This window comes from Neptuniibacter sp. QD48_11, assembly GCF_047778095.1.
Taxonomy (GTDB): Bacteria; Pseudomonadota; Gammaproteobacteria; order Pseudomonadales; family Balneatricaceae; genus Neptuniibacter.
The window spans coordinates 568685-585770 of record NZ_CP180551.1 but is presented as its reverse complement, the minus strand read 5'-3'; the positions used below and the strand labels follow the sequence as shown (position 1 = coordinate 585770).

At 42.6% G+C, this 17086-nt stretch carries 14 protein-coding genes; 9 read left to right on the top strand and 5 right to left on the bottom strand.

The genetic code is table 11. The features are described 5' to 3' along the window. Positions 1–9: 9 nt before the first annotated feature. Genes pseF through ACMXYU_RS02480 form a run of 8 tightly spaced genes read left to right on the top strand, consistent with a single transcriptional unit; the run spans position 10 to position 6685 of the window. Positions 10–708 carry a pseudaminic acid cytidylyltransferase gene (gene pseF, locus ACMXYU_RS02515; protein WP_415900051.1) on the top strand — a complete coding sequence of 233 codons (699 nt, stop codon included), beginning with the start codon at positions 10–12 and terminating at the stop codon, positions 706–708. After that, positions 705–1379, top strand: coding sequence for a PIG-L deacetylase family protein (locus ACMXYU_RS02510; protein ID WP_415900050.1), 675 nt, complete (start codon positions 705–707; stop codon positions 1377–1379). The genes pseF and ACMXYU_RS02510 overlap by 4 nt, the downstream gene beginning before the upstream one ends. Continuing rightward, positions 1376–2458, top strand: coding sequence for a UDP-2,4-diacetamido-2,4,6-trideoxy-beta-L-altropyranose hydrolase (gene pseG / locus ACMXYU_RS02505; protein WP_415900049.1), 1083 nt, complete (start codon positions 1376–1378; stop codon positions 2456–2458). The genes ACMXYU_RS02510 and pseG overlap by 4 nt, the downstream gene beginning before the upstream one ends. After that, entirely contained in the window at positions 2458–3108 is a 651-nt protein-coding gene (locus tag ACMXYU_RS02500) for a hypothetical protein (RefSeq protein ID WP_415900048.1), read from the top strand. Before pseG ends, ACMXYU_RS02500 begins: the two co-directional genes overlap by 1 nt. Position 3109: 1 nt before the next feature. Then, positions 3110–4045 carry an ATP-grasp domain-containing protein gene (locus ACMXYU_RS02495; RefSeq protein WP_415900047.1) on the top strand — a complete coding sequence of 312 codons (936 nt, stop codon included), beginning with the start codon at positions 3110–3112 and terminating at the stop codon, positions 4043–4045. A 15-nt stretch (positions 4046–4060) separates the two neighbouring features. Beyond that, positions 4061–5098, top strand: a complete 1038-nt coding sequence (locus ACMXYU_RS02490) for an N-acetylneuraminate synthase family protein (protein WP_415900046.1) — start codon at positions 4061–4063, stop codon at positions 5096–5098. Continuing rightward, entirely contained in the window at positions 5098–5928 is an 831-nt protein-coding gene (locus ACMXYU_RS02485) for an NAD-dependent epimerase/dehydratase family protein (protein ID WP_415900045.1), read from the top strand. Before ACMXYU_RS02490 ends, ACMXYU_RS02485 begins: the two co-directional genes overlap by 1 nt. After that, the gene (locus ACMXYU_RS02480) at positions 5915–6685 is read left to right on the top strand and encodes a 3'(2'),5'-bisphosphate nucleotidase CysQ family protein (protein WP_415900044.1); all 771 of its coding nucleotides are present in this window, start codon (positions 5915–5917) and stop codon (positions 6683–6685) included. Before ACMXYU_RS02485 ends, ACMXYU_RS02480 begins: the two co-directional genes overlap by 14 nt. A gap of 148 nt (positions 6686–6833) precedes the next feature. Here ACMXYU_RS02480 and ACMXYU_RS02475 read toward each other — a convergent pair whose 3' ends face one another. The 4 genes from ACMXYU_RS02475 to ACMXYU_RS02460 all read right to left on the bottom strand — a co-directional run bounded on the left by ACMXYU_RS02475 (position 6834) and on the right by ACMXYU_RS02460 (position 13869). After that, complete coding sequence (locus tag ACMXYU_RS02475; protein ID WP_415900043.1) at positions 6834–8879, bottom strand: 6-hydroxymethylpterin diphosphokinase MptE-like protein; 2046 nt, start codon at positions 8877–8879, stop codon at positions 6834–6836. A 13-nt stretch (positions 8880–8892) separates the two neighbouring features. Further along, entirely contained in the window at positions 8893–11001 is a 2109-nt protein-coding gene (gene fliD / locus ACMXYU_RS02470) for a flagellar filament capping protein FliD (RefSeq protein ID WP_415900041.1), read from the bottom strand. A gap of 49 nt (positions 11002–11050) precedes the next feature. Next, complete coding sequence (locus ACMXYU_RS02465) at positions 11051–11422, bottom strand: flagellar protein FlaG (RefSeq protein ID WP_415900040.1); 372 nt, start codon at positions 11420–11422, stop codon at positions 11051–11053. A 95-nt stretch (positions 11423–11517) separates the two neighbouring features. Next, a complete protein-coding gene (locus ACMXYU_RS02460; RefSeq protein WP_415900039.1) occupies positions 11518–13869 on the bottom strand; it encodes a flagellin in 2352 nt (783 codons plus the stop codon). Positions 13870–14087: 218 nt separating this feature from the next. Here ACMXYU_RS02460 and ACMXYU_RS02455 point away from each other — a divergent pair, with 218 nt between their 5' ends. Continuing rightward, on the top strand, positions 14088–14405 hold the full coding sequence (locus ACMXYU_RS02455) for a hypothetical protein (RefSeq protein WP_415900038.1): 318 nt from the start codon (positions 14088–14090) through the stop codon (positions 14403–14405). A 52-nt stretch (positions 14406–14457) separates the two neighbouring features. Here ACMXYU_RS02455 and ACMXYU_RS02450 read toward each other — a convergent pair whose 3' ends face one another. Then, positions 14458–16809 carry a flagellin gene (locus ACMXYU_RS02450; RefSeq protein ID WP_415900036.1) on the bottom strand — a complete coding sequence of 784 codons (2352 nt, stop codon included), beginning with the start codon at positions 16807–16809 and terminating at the stop codon, positions 14458–14460. Between the last annotated feature and the right edge of the window lie 277 nt (positions 16810–17086).

Genomic DNA, 17086 nt, shown 5'->3' with positions numbered 1-17086 from the left:
AGGCGATCTATGAAGCTAGCAGTCATTCCCGCGCGAGGTGGTAGTAAACGTATACCTCGCAAAAATATCAGACAGTTTTGCGGAAAGCCGATGATCGCTTGGTCGATCGAGATAGCTCAGCGCTCAGGTTTATTTGACAGAATTATCGTGTCTACAGATGATACAGAGATCGCCGAGATAGCGTCTGAGCATGGTGCCGAAGTTCCTTTCTTGCGCCCAGCAGATATATCCGATGATTTTACGGGTACCGCTGAAGTAGTCCAACATGCTATTCAAAATATACAGAGCAAAGGTCATCAGGTAGACGATGTTTGCTGTATTTATGCGACTGCGCCCTTTGCTCGTTCAGAGGATATTGAGAAAGCCTACCAAGAGTTGGGTAATGGTTGGTCCTACGTGATTCCAGCTTGTGAATTCAATGCCCCTATCTTTAGGTCTTTTCAGCGGTATGATGATGGCAGTATAGAAATGCTCTATCCGGATAAATTTGCTAGCCGTTCACAGGATTTGCCTGAAGCCTTACATGATGCTGGGCAGTTTTACTGGGGTAAGGCGGCTGCTTGGTTAGAGCTAAAACCATTTTTTACCCGAGATACCTACGCGTTGAGAATACCCGCTTGGCGCGTTCAGGATATTGATACTAATGATGACTGGCGTAGGGCTGAGTTAATGTTCGTTGGTTTGGAAGCGTTGGAGAGCAAAGAATGACTGTGTTGGTTGTTGCTGCACATCCTGATGATGAGGTTTTGGGCTGCGGAGGGACTATAGCAAAGTATGTTAGTGAAGGGAGGCCTGTCAAAGTTATGTTTATTGCTGATGGCGTATCTTCGAGGTCTGACAGTGCAGCAGACAGCGCGCTGCCTGCAAGGTTAGAGGCCCTAGAGGCGGCTTCTGTAATTTTGGGATATGAAGTGGTTTTTACCGGACAGCTCCCTGACAACAGGTTAGACACTGTTCCGCTGTTAGAGATTGTACAGTTGATAGAGCGCTATATAAGTCAGCTTCGACCTCATACTGTAATTACACATCACTCAGGTGACTTGAATATCGATCATCGATTGGTTCATGAGGCAGTGGTAACGGCTTGCAGACCTACACCAGGCCACAGTGTAAAGAATTTACTCTTCTTTGAGGTGGCTTCTAGCACAGAATGGCGCTCTCCTGGGGATGGCTATGCATTTGCGCCTAATTATTTTGTAGACATCTCTGGCTGCTTCCTGAAGAAAAAGCAGGAGGCGTTACTGGCATATCAACTAGAAATGCGAGAGTGGCCCCACCCTCGTTCTGCCAAGGCAATTGATGCCTTGTGTCATTGGCGAGGAGCAACTGTAGGTGTTGAAGCTGCCGAGGCATATATTCTTGGACGAATGCTTGCATGAAAGTAGCAGTTAGGGTTGATGCTTCGAGCGCTATGGGGAGCGGACATATTATTAGGTGCCGAACGTTAGCTTTAAAGCTTAAACAGAGAGGCGTTAAGGTGCTTTTTATATGTCGTGAGCACCATGGAAATTTGATCACTCTTATAGAAAAAGATGGCTTTGAAGTACGTCCCTTAGCGAGTCCTTCTATTGTGGCTTCTACTGGCGATTCTTATGCTGCATGGCTTGGAGTTAGTCAGGAGAAGGACGCACAAGAGTCTATTAAGACTTTATTTGATTTTAGACCAGATCTTTTAATTGTTGATCATTATTCTCTAAGTGCTTCGTGGGAGATGCTGCTTAGGCCCTATGTAGGTCGTATTATGGTTATCGATGATCTGAATAACCGATCCCATGATTGCGATTTTTTACTTGATCAAAATTTGTCTGCTAGTAAAGAGCGTTATGATGCCCTGATCCCCTCTCAATGCCAGTGTTTTTTAGGACCTAGTTATGCATTATTAGCTGATGAGTACATGCAGCTACGACAGCAGGAAACAGCGTATTCTTCTAAGCTTAACAAGGTGCTAGTTTATTTTGGCGGGGTTGATCCAGATAATTTATCTAGTATGGCTTTGAAGGCTTTATCAGATGCTAAATTTGAGGATGTCGAGGTCTGTATAGTAGTTGGTGCTAATAATCCACCGCATAAGCAGGAATTACTTCGACAGGCTCAATTGAGACCTAATACAGTTGTACTCGAACCTCAGAAGAGTTTATCTAACTTGATGAGTGACACTGATTTAATGATTGGCGCAGGTGGGGCTACGTCTTGGGAGAGGTTGTGCTTGGGAGTGCCTTCTGTGATCGTTTCTGTGGCAGAAAATCAAGAGTTCATCAGCAAAGCCCTAGATGAGTTAGGTCTTGCTATTCATTTAGGGGTTAGTAATCAAGTTGTCGAGCAAGATTTCTTTGCTGCCGTGTCTGAATTTGCACTCCAGCCGGATAAGTTATTCAACATGTCTGTTGAAGGCCAGAGAGTAGTTGATGGTTTAGGATGCGATAGAGTTGCGGACGTGCTGATGGAGGTTTGTGCGTGATGAATATTTGGATACTGAGTGATGAAAGTAGCTGGATAAACCATTATCTTGAAGATTTGTGTCAGTCTGCTGTTAATGATGGACATGATGTTCATTGGGTTCATAAGGTGGCTGAGCTAGGATGCGGTGATATATGTTTCCTGTTGGGGTGCGGGCAGATGGTGCCTGAGCATAAACGGGCAGGGTTTAATCATTGTGTAGTAGTGCATGAGAGTGATCTCCCGAGAGGGCGTGGGTGGTCTCCCATGACTTGGCAGGTTTTAGAGGGTAAACGTAAGATTCCAATTTGCTTGCTTGAGGCAGGTGAAAAGGTAGATTCGGGTATTGTTTATCTGCGTTCATTTATTTCACTTGAGGGTACGGAGCTGGTTGAGGAGTTACGACAAAAACAGGCTAAAGAAACGTTGAAACTTGTTGAGACGTTTTTACTCAACTTTGAAACTTTGCGGGAAAATGGAGAGCCTCAGATAGGGAAGCCCAGTTATTATCCAAGACGATCTGCTGATGATAGTGAAGTTGACCCCGAAAGGACTCTCCTTGAATTGTTTAATGCTTTTAGAGTTGCTGATAATGAACGATATCCAGTTTTTTTTCGGCATCTTGGCAAGGAATACCAGCTAAACATAAGTCTTCGTTCTAAGGATGATTGATATGCGGTCGATTCTCATAACAGGTGCTGGGGGGGCTGGGGCTGAATTAATATGGAAGCTGTTTTCGAATAAGTACTCTTTATTCTTTGCAGATGCCAATTTAGCGCGCATTAGTCCAGATATTCCAAATGCATGCTGTATAAAAATTCCTTTTGCCGATGATGATGACTTTCTGCAAGAGATGGTGAGTGTCTGCGAAAAGTTAGATATTGACCTGCTGGTATCGGCTGTTGACGAAGAATTACCTATTCTGGCAGAAAACGCTGGCTTATTTGGCAGTACTCGGATGTTTATACCTGAAGCTGGTTTCATCCGTATGATGTTGGATAAGTTTCAAATGGTGGAGCATTTTAAGGCTAATGCTTTAATGCCGATAACTAAATTGCTATCAGATCATTCGGTTGATATTCCCTTTCCGAGTATTTTAAAACCTCGTACAGGTCGCGGATCCAGAGATGTTTTTGTTTTAGATAATAATGATGACCTTGATTACTTCTCGAGGAAGTTCACTGGGCGGTTAGACGACTTTATTGTTCAGGAGAAAGCTGAAGGCGTTGAATATACTGTCCAAGTTGTTTCTTCATCTCAGGGAGCTTTACATGAAATTATTCCTGTCAAAGTGTTCTCAAAAAAAGGAATCACCATTTCAGCTGAGACAGAGTACGATCAGAATGTGATTGCTGCCTGTCAGCACTTACATGTGCTAGGTGGTGGGAGTGGAACTTATAATATTCAACTTATTCTCAGTTCTGATGGTACTGTTTTCCCATTTGAAATTAATCCAAGAATATCAACAACCTTTGGCTTGGTATTGGCGTCGGGCGTAGATCCATTTGAGTTGTTTGAGAATCATAGTGCTAGCTTTATAGGCCGCGCTTCAGAAAGATCGAGATGTCGCTTGGAGCGGCACTGGGTTAATTCGATTACACATTACTAGCAGTAGGTGCTTACAATGCTGAACAATATAGAAATAGGCAGTCGGCTTATTGGTGATGGTGAGCCTTGCTACATTATTGCTGAAATTGGATCTAATCATAACCATAGTTATGACATGGCTTGTGACTTAATTAAGGCCGCAGCGGATGCAGGCGCAGATGCTGTTAAGTTTCAGACGTTTAAAGCAAAAGAACATTATTCTAAGTTTGCGCCAGGGTTCAGTTATCTGGACGGCCAAGATACACATGAATTGATTGCGTCGCTAGAGCTGGATCGAAGTTGGCAGAAACAACTAAAAGCGTATGCAGAAAGTTGCGGTGTTGATTTTTTTTCCTCTCCTTGTGATAGCGAAGCCATTGCTGAATTGGCTGAATTAGATGTACCAGCTTACAAAGTTGCTTCCTTTGATCTGACAGATGATCGATTAATTACTGAAATGGCTGCTGTCGGAAAGCCGATCATCCTGTCGACTGGGATGGCAACGTGGATGGATATCCAGATTGCTGTGGATGCTGCAAAAACAGCAGGCAATAACGATATTATTCTATTGCAGTGTACCTCGCTGTATCCTGCGCCCGACGCATTGAGTAATTTACAAGCAATAGCAACTCTAAAGAATACTTTTGGCTTGCATGCAGGCTATTCAGATCATACTGAAGGGGATCATATTTGTATTGCCGCTGTCGCACTGGGAGCGAAAGTTATCGAGAAGCATTTTACACTGGATCGCTCTTTGCCGGGGCCTGATCATGCATTTGCAATTGAGCCTAAAGGCTTTTCTGAGATGGTTAGAAAAATCAGAGCTGTCGAATCAGGTATGGGTGATGGAATTAAAGCTGGCCCCAGAGAAGAAGAAATGGAAATGGCTGAAAAGGGACAACGCAGCCTACATGCCAGAAAAAATATTGCTGCTGGTGAAGTGATTACTGAAGAGATGCTTGTTACCAAACGCCCAGGTCTGGGCATTGCTCCTGCAATGCGTAAGCACGTGGTAGGGCGTATTGCGAAGGAAGATATTAGAGCTGATCAGTGGGTCACTTGGGATAAACTGTGATGCGGGTTCTGGTAACCGGAGCTGCAGGTTTTCTCGGTGCGGAATTAAGCCGACGATTGGCGACAAACTCTTCGGTAGATCTGTATCCGATGACTCACAGCCCTGGTGGACGGGTTTATTGTGATTTACTCGATCAGGATGCAGTAAATCTAGTGTTTAAACAAGTTACCCCAGATATTGTTGTTCACTGTGCGGCTGAAGTACCTAAGCGTGAAGCCGACTACCTCAGTGAAACCGTGATTGATCGTAATACCTCAATGGTTAAGGTGTTAATCAATGCGGTAAACTGTCCGGTCATTTTTATCTCGTCTATGGCTGTTTATGATGATGCTTTGAGTATGCCATGTTCTGAAAATCAGGCAGGCGGGGATTTAAGCGCTTATGGCACCAGTAAGCTCCAGTGTGAAGCGTTACTCACCGAGGCTGGTGTCTCGGGTGTGGCTCTCCGCTTACCAGGTTTGTACGGAAGCGATCGTAAAGCAGGCCTGGTACACAATTTGTTATATGCTTTAAAGCATCAGAGGGAGCTTTCCCTGCCGGATAAGCCTGTTATGTGGTCCGCGATGGATGTCATGGATGCTGCAAATGTTATTGAACAGTTTGTTATGTTGAAGTATAGCGAAAGCTTTGTCCCGGTTAATGTTGGTTATGCGGAGAAAATGTCAGTTAATCGCCTTGTTAATCTGGCTGCTGATATGTATGCGACAAATATTAGTTATGAAGTAATACATAAGGACTTTGAGTTTATTTTGGAGAAGATGGCTGAATTTGGTGTTGTGTTGAAAAGCAGCTTTGCGCAATCGTTAGAGGTTTTGAATGATAGAGTTTGAAAGGGTTGTTTCTCTAGTTATTAATACTGGCAATGAGATAAAGAGATGGCGTAAGTCTGATGAATTTTCAGACATTACTGATAAGCGTAAGTTTAAAACCGACGCTGATAGTATGGCCCATGGCCTGATTGTTGCGGGTTTAGCAGATATAACCAGGGATATTTCGGTCGTGTCTGAGGAAGATGAGGTTAGGCAGCGAGGAGAACGCTATTGGCTTATAGATCCTATTGATGGTACTGCTAGTTGGTATCATGGCTTTTCTGGATATGTCTGTCAGGTTGCACTGATTGATAATGGGCAGCCAACTTTTGGTGTTATCTATGCGCCGGAGCGAAACGACCTTTGGGTTGGACAACGAGGCAAGGGGGCGACTTATAATGGTCAGCCTGTGAAGCCTGCCAGAAAAGATAAACCTATTCGTTCGATTATTGATAACACGCCAGAACCTCATGGTATTGCAAAGTATCTCTACGATGCTCTCGGTCTTGAACGTTATGTTGAGTGCGGCAGCCTCGGATTAAAATCTGTGCTTGTATGTAATGGTGAAGTAGACCTTTTCGTAAAAGATGTTGTTGTGCGAGACTGGGATCTAGCTCCTGTAGCAGCAATTGCCAATGAGCTGAATTATTATATTTATGACATAAATGGTAAAAGAGTTTGTTTTGAACAGAAGGTTGAAGAAATAAACGGATTAATAATCTCTCCGAATTTATCACTAATCGACAAAGTGGTGAGGTTGACTAAGACAGCAAGTTGAAATTAAGTTAAAAACTAGCTGTCTGCAAACATTATGTATATTTACAATGGAAACGTATCAATAAATATAGTCAACCAAATAATTTATCTATCCCACCAACCTATGCAGACAATTTAAAACAAAACCTATAAAACAATAACTTACACTCTTAATCATGATAAATATCATAATTTGAAAATTCATCTTTCTTAAAGATCTTTTCTTTGGCATCAATTTCTATTTGATCCAAATAAGGTAGAACAACACCACTTAACTTAGCAAAATACTCTGGTACATCTCTCTCTTTTACCATTGTGAGAATACTGATATAGGTACAAGATACATATTCCAACGTACCTTTAAGTAGCCCTCGAGCTATAAAGCTCAACCCTTTGGTTTTACGTAATGCATAATGCCCTTCTCTAAGAACCATATATACATCATCCAAAGAGTTAACTTTGGTCTGTAACAAACCTCTATATCGATCCAACACTATAGACACATGAGCTAGATGCTTCTGAATAGCATCTTCAGAGAAATCATGAAAACCGTTGAGGCTAAATACAGTTGTAAAACGATTTGATAACTCATCTGCAAATGAGATAGGGTGCTCACCAACCACTTCGATTTCTGCAGCACGACAACTATGTGCTCCTTGAATACGGGCGCCATCGTTTATATTCACACAATTTACCTGCTTGAAACGATCCAAGAGCATCTCAAAAGATATCCGAGACTTATCTAAAGCATTTGTTGTATAAATTTTATCCCTGAAATTACCCGGCCTTTCAAAAACCCCAGCAGTTTTCAGAGCATTCTGATGAGCTTCGGTTTTCTTTTCATAGGAGCTATCTTTGGAGTGGTGCGCATCCAAAGTAACCATACCTAAATCAACCCCCACCAAAATTATATTCTTAAAACCTAGCGTGAGAGACAATGAAGCTCCGAAGTTGGTTACCGTTGGGTTTGCAAATTCAGCCAAAACCAAAGAGTTACCTGGTTTTCGATGCAATAACTCAAAAATAAAAGTCCCCCCAAGATCATTCGGCTTAGCGACCATATAGGATTCATCAAATAAATCAAAAACATCAGGGTAAACAGTATTTAACCCAACAAAGCGAATACCTTTTCGGAATTCCTCTGAAGTTGAGTTAATTAGCCAATCATACACATTTTTGGGGCGTTCTTGCTCGACATGGATATCTGGCTTAATACCCTTTTTTTCTAACGTTGCTAATGCCGTACCACAAGAAATTATGTACGCTCGACCTTGCAAAGAACGTAAAAAGTCTTCATTTTCATCAAGTGATGGGCCATTACCTACCACCACTACTGTTCTATTAGAAATCTGCTCTTTGTGATTAATCAGGGATTTTCTTGCAATAGAAACATCATTACGAAAATTAACCATCGTATGAGCAAGACCCACTCGCTCATCGTCATAAAACCCTATGCCCATTGCAATCTTAAGCAAGTCATTTTGCAAAAGAGAATCTAACTCTTGCACTTCCAAGCTGTCATAATGCTTAAAAATAAAAGTCCTCACCACATTGAACATGCCTACACGCCCAAAAAATGACGTCAAAACAGCATAACTCTTGCGAACTGAGTGACCTATGCAAAATTCAATGTTGTAACCTGGCTGGCTATATTTTTCGATTATTGGCTGCCAATCAATTAGATGAAATGAAATAAAGAGTGTCTCTGGATGCGGATCATAAATACATAGATTTCTAACACTCATATTCATAGCTATATCACGAATATGAAATCCTGCTCCCACCCCCATAACAATCATAGTTTGGATTTCGTTAGGGCAAGCAGTCAAAGCCTTATAGTAGCCATCCTTTACTTCTTCGTAATATTGAAACAAGTTTCCCATCAGTTTCTGATGGATATAACCTGTATCAATAGCTTCGTTTTTAAACGTTAGAAATTTAATAGTGGGCTTTTTCTTGTAAGCCTCCACTTGCTTACAAGCAAAAATTTCAGGGTCTTCAGGATATACATAGACACCTGAAGCATTTACTAGATTTAGGTTCCCTGCATCGTCAAAACCAACCTGCATTTTTTCAGGCTTATAATCTAAATAAAACTCATAAAGACTAGGCAACTTATCTTTTATATACGCTATATTTTTTTCGTAAAGTCGGCTTGCTGAAATTTTCTTGGATAATTTTTCCGCCCCAGCAATCGCCGCATCAAGATCCGTCATTAGTTACTCTATTTTAATTGTTAGATGTCGTGAATGGTAATCGCTCTAAGATCCCATCCAGCTGATTGCCTGTATTTTGAAAGCTGCTAACGATACGTTCCATAGCAAGGTACTGTGAGTAAAGCCGAGTTTCCAATTTCTCCATCTTACGGTCAAGATCTTCTCGATCTTCAGCAATACCGCTAAGCTGACTGTTAATACTATCTTCGCGTGCTTTAATCGTACCTGTATTCGCTAAAAAATCATCAATAAGATTTGATAACTCCCCTGCAAACCCGCGAGAAAAGTTAATAGAAAGAACCCCACCAGCATCAGTAGTTGCTGCAGCAGCTCCTTCTTCTATTATGAAATTCAACCCATATGGATCAGTATCTATCTCCGGCAGTAGCACATTACCTGAACCAAAAGCAGTTTCACCATCTATTGTGCCTGCAGCGTCCTTACCTGCTGTAACCGTTAAACCGGAATCCGCTAGGCCTAACGTTTGAACATCGGCCGTAGTCCCACTAAATGAGACCGAAGAGCCATCACCGTATTGTCTTGACGTAAAAAGAAGCTTATCCGTAGATGTATCATATGTTACATCTACCGCGGCCCCAGCACCTTTGAGGTTAGTATCACCATTTATTAGTGATTGTAATTCCGCTCTAAGCTCTTCAGCAGTTGAATAATCCCCACCCAAAGTAATTTCATTGGAAGCAGTTCCATCAACAGTAATAACAAAACGATAATCACCAAGCGAAGTATCTAAAGAACCGCCTAACAAGGAAAAATCATCGGCCGCCGTATCGAAAGCCGGATTTGTAATTGCATTGGATTCTATTGCTCCTTTTACCGGATCCTGAGTAATTACAACATCATAGTCACCAGGAACAGTATTCTGTGCATAACTACCAACAGAAACTTTAACCTTATCACTTGAGGAAGATGTATCTGTGGCAAATAGCGACTCAATCAGCGCAAAGTTATCGTCTAGCGCTAAACTTAAATCATCTTCATCGATGGATAAAGTTCCATCAAGCTCAGTCCTGATACCTACGTTAGTCAAAGCCGTAAAGGCATCATCCACACCTGGTACTTCAGCGCCAATCATAGCTCTAACACGATTAACAATCGTCTTCGCTGCACCATCCGTTGCAAGATCAGCACGAACTGTATTTCCATCCTCATCTTGAGTGTATTTAGTCAGATTTTCAGCAGTTTCATAGAAAAGATTGTATGCTTCAACAAAATCTCTTATTGCTTGCTCTGCAACACCTTTATCTTCAGAGACAGAAAAAGTATAACTTTGCCCTGGATCCGCTTTATTCAAGCTAAAATCAAAGCCTTGAATCACATCGTTAATCTCATTCGTATCTCGATAAACGGTGAGTCCATTAACCTTCAACTCGGCATCGGAAGCTTGCTGAGTTTCTGTCATTGATGAGAAATTAGTCGAATTAAACTCAAAATCCACTAACGATCCATTATCATCACCATCAGCACTGGTGGTAATCTGCATCGCATTACTTGCACCTGATGGCGCGGTTAAGAGCAATTGGTACTGACCATCCACAAGGAGAACAGAAGCTTGAATTTCAGCATCTTCTTCATCATTAATCGCGTCAGCTATATCTTGAAGAGAGTCTCCTGCTTCAATAACAATGTTTAACGCAGCTTTTTCATCATTAGTTGCAAATGAAGTAGGCTCATCTGATACATTATAAGTCCATTCACCAAATGAGATCGTTACAGTACCGGAAGCACCAATCGCTGCATCTTTATCATCATGCGCAATAGATGCTAGAGACTGAGCTCGCGCCACATCGACCACTTCGATCTGATATGTGCCGGTCTGGGCCCCTGGATCTACTGAGTTCGGGGTAATAACATCAGTATCAGGAAAAGAAACTGAACGACCATTGAATGTATCGTTATCAGTAAGTGGAGACAGTGCCCCTTGAAGCTCAGCTAGACTGCTCTTTAAGGTGCCATAAGCCGATATTTGTGACTCAAGCTTCTCCTCTTTAGTATCTAAACGATTCTGTAGAGGAGCTCGTTCAACTTCGACAAGACTAGAAACTAGGTTGGCAGTATCAATACCAGATCCGGCTCCCAGTGATTTAATGATACTATCACTCATCGCCCATACCTCTGGTTGAGTAATGTGAAATCAAGAAGCCATGATTGTCTCAGGCTTCCTGATTAAAGATCAAGCCCATCATGCGATCAAAAGATTCTGCGAAACGCAGGGCCTCTTCGTTTGGAATCTGGCGAATAACCTGATTAGTAGAAACATCCTTAACCTGAACCACCACCTTTTCAGACGCCGTATCAACAGAGAAATTTAAAGAACGCTGACCGTCTTTCATCATCTCGTTCAAACGATCAATGGCAGCTTCCAGTTTTTCAACAGACAATTCCTGTGTCTCTTTTGCTTGAGCTTGAAAGCTTTCTTTCCCCTGCGATTGAATCGCCTGAGATTTCGCTTGCTCTGCCTGCTGAGGCTGCTGAGAAGGCTGAACAACCGATGACGTTGCCGCGCCCATTGATTCAATAGCCATAACCCAATCCTCTCTTTTTTTAAATCTATATAACCCCTCTATACACTTACATATATAGAGGGGCTAGCGATCTATCTATCAGTATAGCTCCTAGCTTACTGAAGTAGTGACAATACTTGCTGTGGTGCAGCGTTTGCCTGAGCCAACATTGCAGTACCCGCTTGCTGAAGGACCTGTGCACGGGATAGCGCAGCAGATTCAGCAGCAAAGTCAGCATCCTGAATTCGAGAACGTGCAGCCGACGCATTTTCAGATACGTTTGACAGGTTATTGATTGTAAAGTCCAGACGGTTATTTACCGCACCCAACTCACTTCGTACATCGTTCACCTGCTCTAGTGCATTATCGATAACACCGATTGCTTTTTGAGCACTCGCTGCTGTGCCGACACTAATTGTGCTGATTGCACTGCCCGTTGCAGCTCCTGTACCCGACTCATTCTGGTTGCGCAGCCCTGTTGCTGTTGCACCTGTTGAAGTCACTTCTACGCTAATTGCTGAATCATTCAATGAATCCAATTTAAGCTGCGGATCAATCTGAATTGCCTGTAGACCATCACCAGCAGTAGCATCAATAAACTCAGAAGTCTGGAAGCCCATTCCTCGTAACAATTTACCTGAATCACCTTCACCCGCTTCTAGAGTAAATGCACCGTTAGCCGTTAGGGTAATCTCACCAGAATCATTTACAGATGCATATACGCCTGTATTAGCAGTTTGCCCGTTGATAGTACTTACTACAGTATCAACATCAGTGTAATCAGCCGCGGAGAATAGGATTTCCTGACCATTAACTTTTATTGTCGTGTCAGTCGCTAGCGAAGAATAGTCAGACTCATCTGTTGTTGTACCAGCTGAGAAGCCTGTACCAATTACTGCGCCTAAGTTCAGATTACCAAAGTCGCCCGCAGCAGTTGCAGCCAGCGTAATCGAATCATCACTATATAGGTGGATCTTATTATCATCATCCACGAAGGCAACAACACCTGAGTCAGACGTTACCGCATTGAATGCACTTACCACATCGCTTAATGCATCAGATGTAGTCAGAGCCACTTCAACACCGTTAACTAACATTGAAGCAGCAGCAGAAATTGCTTCAAACGCAGCTGTAGCTTCAATTTCAGTGGAACTTGCATCTAGCTCATTAACATTACTATCTTCGCCAATTAGAGCCGCTGTAACATTAGTTTCACTGCTAACAGAATTGATAGCCGCAACTTTCTCTTGAAGCGTATCTACTGTATCGCCTTCTATTTCATTTGGAACTGCAACACCATTAATTTTCAGATCTTCAAAACCTAGCGCTGTAGCCGCATCTCCTGAAGTCAAGGCATCACCTACTAAAACGCCACCTGCTAGGTTTTCAGACAGACCTAAATCTTCCAAATCACCTGGAGAGCCTTCTGGACCGGTAGTAATAGTGATCGCATCACCGTTGTCAGAAGTTAGCGCCAACTGACCTTGATATGTTGCTGATGCAATACCTGTAACTGTATCTGAATCATCACCCGTTGTGGATAAAGCAATACTAGCACCGGTGCTGTTTTGAAGTACCAGCTCGCCATCATCATCAATAGATGCTTGAACCGTACCGCCACTTGTTGTGTTAATCGCTTCAGCCAACTCTTCTAGGTTATTAGTATCCTGAATAACAAAGGAAGTAGTTGTGTTGTCAGTTTGAGTAACTGTAATGGTTAGCTGATTTGAAGAAGATGTTTGACCAGTACCCACCTGCGAAGCCTGTACATCGTTGAAGCCAGCAGCAGTTACACCATTTACATTATCGTTAACGGCATCTAATACATCAGAGAAGGTAGAGGAAGACGTCAAAGCACCGATACTTTGACCATTGATCAAGACATCACCGTCTTTAATATCAACACCAGAACCTAAAGTAACATCATCACCAGCAATATCAGCTGACACTGAACCGAAACCTAGACTATCTGCATCCAGAGCACCTACTTCAAAGCCGATTGTTTCATTTGCTTCCGAACCAACCTGAAGGTCAACTTTACCTAGCGTACCGTCAAGGATATTCAGACCGTTAAACGTCGTTGTTTCAGAAATACGATCCAATTCTTTGATCAGCTGCTGAACCTCTGCGTCGATAGTCGCACGGTTGCCATCAGTGTATGTGCCGTTGGCAGACTGAATAGATAGCTCACGCATACGCTGCAAAATGTTAGTTGTTTCGTCCAAAGCACCTTCTGCAGTTTGGATCAAAGAAATACCATCATTTGCGTTACGAACAGCCTGATCCAAACCACGGATCTGGGAAGTCATTCGGTTAGAAATCGCAAGACCTGCAGCATCGTCAGCAGCAGAATTGATTCGCTTACCGCTGGTCAGACGTTCCATAGCCTGGTTCTGATCACCTTGGGAGATAGTCAGGTTACGCTGCGCATTCAGCGACATAATGTTTGAGTTAATTACCATTGCCATGAGATTTACTCCTCATATTCAGCCGAGTCTGACCGGCCATCAAGAATTTTTGCTTATAAAATTCTCCTTGTTATTTGCCAACAGGAGAATCCAGCTTGAGTACGTTATCGACCAAGGGAAAATTCTCTTTAGAATTTTTTTTGCCAATAAATCCTTCGTTGATTTTCAATATCGGCAGGCGCAGACTAAGCATTAATATTTTTTTAGGGATGATACAGATGAGCACACTTCAAGAACTTGCAACTCAAGCCCTTGAACAGGCAATAGCAATGAACAAATTTGCGGAAAGCAAAGAATGGGATCAGCTTGAACAGCTACAAACCCAGCATTCAGCTTTAATCCAAAAGATTAATACAGCAGAAATCCCAACAGATAATCAAGATATAATCCGAGATATGCTAATTCAGGTTCAAGAGTTAAATTCTTCAACAAGCGAACTAGCTGGGCTTTTTCAAGATGAGTTAATTGAAGCCCAAAAAACCCAGAAAAAGGTCGTTAAGATGCAAAAAGCGCTTAATGATTTAAAAATTGACTAAGCAAAGTACATTATAGCCACCCTTAAACTAGCTAAGGGCGGCTACTTTATTGTTACTGAAGTAGAGACAATACCTGTTCCGGCGCTGCATTAGCCTGCGCAAGCATAGCTGTACCTGCTTGCTGTAGGACCTGTGCACGGGATAGCGCAGCAGATTCAGCTGCAAAATCAGCATCCATGATCCGAGATCTCGCAGCTGATGCATTTTCAGATACGTTTGACAGGTTATTGATTGTAAAGTCCAGACGGTTATTTACCGCACCCAACTCACTTCGAACATCGTTCACCTGCTCAAGTGCATTATCGATCACACCTATTGCTTTTTGAGCGCTCGCTGCCGTACCTACACTAATTGTGCTAATCGCACTGCCCGTTGCAGCCCCTGTACCTGATTCATTCTGATTACGCAGCCCTGTTGCTGTCGCCCCTGCAGATGTGACCTCAACACTAATCGCTGAATCATTTAATGAATCCAGTTTAAGCTGCGGATCAATCTGAATTGCCTGTAGACCGTCACCGGCAGTAGCATCGATAAATTCAGAAGTTTGGAAGCCCATACCTCGAAGCAATTTACCTGAATCACCCTCACCCGCTTCTAGAGTAAATGCTCCATTAGCCGTTAAGGTAATTTCACCAGAATCATTTACAGATGCATATACGCCTGTATTGGCAGTTTGTCCGTTAATAGTACTTACTACAGTATCGACATCAGTATAATCAGCTGCCGAGAATAGGATTTCCTGACCATTAACTTTTATTGTCGTGTCAGTAGCTAGCGAAGTGTAGTCAGACTCATCTGTTGTCGTACCAGCTGAGAAGCCGCCAGTACCAATCCCTGCCAAGTTCAGATTACCAAAATCAGTTGCAGCTGTTGCAGCCATCGTAATCGAATCATCACTATATAGGTGGATTTTATTATCATCATCTACGAAGGCAACCACACCTGAATCAGAAGTCACTGCGTTAAACGCACTTACCACTTCACTTATAGAGTCCGATGTTGTCAAAGCAACTTCAACACCGTTAACTAAAAGCGATGCAGCTGCAGAAATTGCTTCAAACGCAGCTGAAGCTTCAATTTCCGTGGAACTTGCATCTAGCTCATTAACATTACTATCTTCGCCAATCAGGGCGGCTGTAACGTTAGTTTCACTACTCACAGAATTAATAGCTGCAACCTTCTCCTGAAGTGTATCAACAGCCTCACCATTCAGCTCGTTAGGCACCCCGATACCATTAATTTTCAGATCTTCAAAACCTAATGAAGCTACAGCATCAGCTGAATCTAATGCCTCACCAACTAATACACCGCCATCCAAGTTTTCGGACAAACCAAGATCTTCCAAATCCCCTGGAGAGCCTTCTGGACCGGTCGTAATAGTAATTTCACCACCCGTATCTGACGTTAATGCCAACTGCCCCTGATAGGTTGCAGACGCAATACCGGTTACAGTATCTGCATCAGAGCCCGTTGTTTCCAAAGCAATGCTAGCACCGGTACTGTTTTGCAGTACCAGTTCGCCTTCATCATTTATAGACGCCTGCACAGTACCACCTGTTGTGGTATTAATAGCTTCCGCTAGTTCTTCTAGATTATTAGTATCCTGAATAACAAAGGAAGTAGTTGTGTTGTCAGTTTGAGTAACTGTAATTGTTAGTTGATTACTTGAAGTTGTTAAGCCCGTACCAGCAAGAGATGCTTGTATATCATTAAAGCCCGCTGCTGATACCCCTGTAACATTTTCGTTAATAGTGTCCAACACATCAGAAAAGGTAGATGAAGAAGTCAAAGCACCGATACTCTGACCATTGATCAAAACATCGCCATCTTTAATATCTACACCAGCACCTAAAGTAACATCATCACCTGAGATATCAGCACTAACAGACCCAAACCCCAGACTATCTGCATCAAGTGCACCTACTTCAAATCTAATCGTTTCGTTTGCTTCTGCCCCAACCTGAAGGTCAACTGTACCTAGCGTACCGTCAAGGATATTCAGACCATTAAATGTCGTTGTTTCTGATATGCGATCAAGTTCTTTAATTAGCTGCTGAACTTCTGCATCAATCGTGGCACGGTTAGCATCAGTATATGTGCCGTTGGCAGATTGGATAGACAGCTCACGCATACGCTGCAGAATATTGGTCGTCTCATCTAGAGCACCTTCTGCGGTCTGAATAAGCGATATACCATCATTTGCGTTACGAACAGCCTGATCCAAACCTCGAATCTGAGAAGTCATACGGTTAGATATAGCCAAACCTGCCGCGTCATCCGCAGCGGAGTTAATACGCTTACCACTTGTTAACCGCTCCATGGCCTGGTTCTGATCGCCTTGGGATATCGTCAAGTTTCGCTGCGCATTGAGCGACATTATGTTCGAGTTAATTACCATTGCCATGAGAGATTCTCCCCATATCCAGCCGAGTCTGCCCCGCAGGAATACACTTCATTAATTTTAATTCGCCAGTGAGAAAGGAAGCCTTTTCAAACAACCTCAAAGTCAAAGGTCAACCCTTCACGCAGCGTCATGATGCATACGCTAGGCTTCTTAGCTGACTTTTCTCGCTCATTATCAACTGGCAAAAGCAGTTAGTACCTCACAAAAAGCAATATACATACCAATGAAATATATATCTTTAATAACAATGACTTAAGAAATATTTTAAAAACAAAAA

Excerpts from the sequence above, each read along its gene's own strand:
- pseF (WP_415900051.1), top strand. The coding sequence starts at position 10 with ATGAAGCTAGCAGTCATTCCCGCGCGAGGTGGTAGTAAACGTATACCT.
- ACMXYU_RS02510 (WP_415900050.1), top strand. The coding sequence starts at position 705 with ATGACTGTGTTGGTTGTTGCTGCACATCCTGATGATGAGGTTTTGGGC.
- pseG (WP_415900049.1), top strand. The coding sequence starts at position 1,376 with ATGAAAGTAGCAGTTAGGGTTGATGCTTCGAGCGCTATGGGGAGCGGA.
- ACMXYU_RS02500 (WP_415900048.1), top strand. The coding sequence starts at position 2,458 with ATGAATATTTGGATACTGAGTGATGAAAGTAGCTGGATAAACCATTAT.
- ACMXYU_RS02495 (WP_415900047.1), top strand. The coding sequence starts at position 3,110 with ATGCGGTCGATTCTCATAACAGGTGCTGGGGGGGCTGGGGCTGAATTA.
- ACMXYU_RS02490 (WP_415900046.1), top strand. The coding sequence starts at position 4,061 with ATGCTGAACAATATAGAAATAGGCAGTCGGCTTATTGGTGATGGTGAG.
- ACMXYU_RS02485 (WP_415900045.1), top strand. The coding sequence starts at position 5,098 with ATGCGGGTTCTGGTAACCGGAGCTGCAGGTTTTCTCGGTGCGGAATTA.
- ACMXYU_RS02480 (WP_415900044.1), top strand. The coding sequence starts at position 5,915 with ATGATAGAGTTTGAAAGGGTTGTTTCTCTAGTTATTAATACTGGCAAT.
- ACMXYU_RS02475 (WP_415900043.1), bottom strand. The coding sequence starts at position 8,879 with ATGACGGATCTTGATGCGGCGATTGCTGGGGCGGAAAAATTATCCAAG.
- fliD (WP_415900041.1), bottom strand. The coding sequence starts at position 11,001 with ATGAGTGATAGTATCATTAAATCACTGGGAGCCGGATCTGGTATTGAT.
- ACMXYU_RS02465 (WP_415900040.1), bottom strand. The coding sequence starts at position 11,422 with ATGGCTATTGAATCAATGGGCGCGGCAACGTCATCGGTTGTTCAGCCT.
- ACMXYU_RS02460 (WP_415900039.1), bottom strand. The coding sequence starts at position 13,869 with ATGGCAATGGTAATTAACTCAAACATTATGTCGCTGAATGCGCAGCGT.
- ACMXYU_RS02455 (WP_415900038.1), top strand. The coding sequence starts at position 14,088 with ATGAGCACACTTCAAGAACTTGCAACTCAAGCCCTTGAACAGGCAATA.
- ACMXYU_RS02450 (WP_415900036.1), bottom strand. The coding sequence starts at position 16,809 with ATGGCAATGGTAATTAACTCGAACATAATGTCGCTCAATGCGCAGCGA.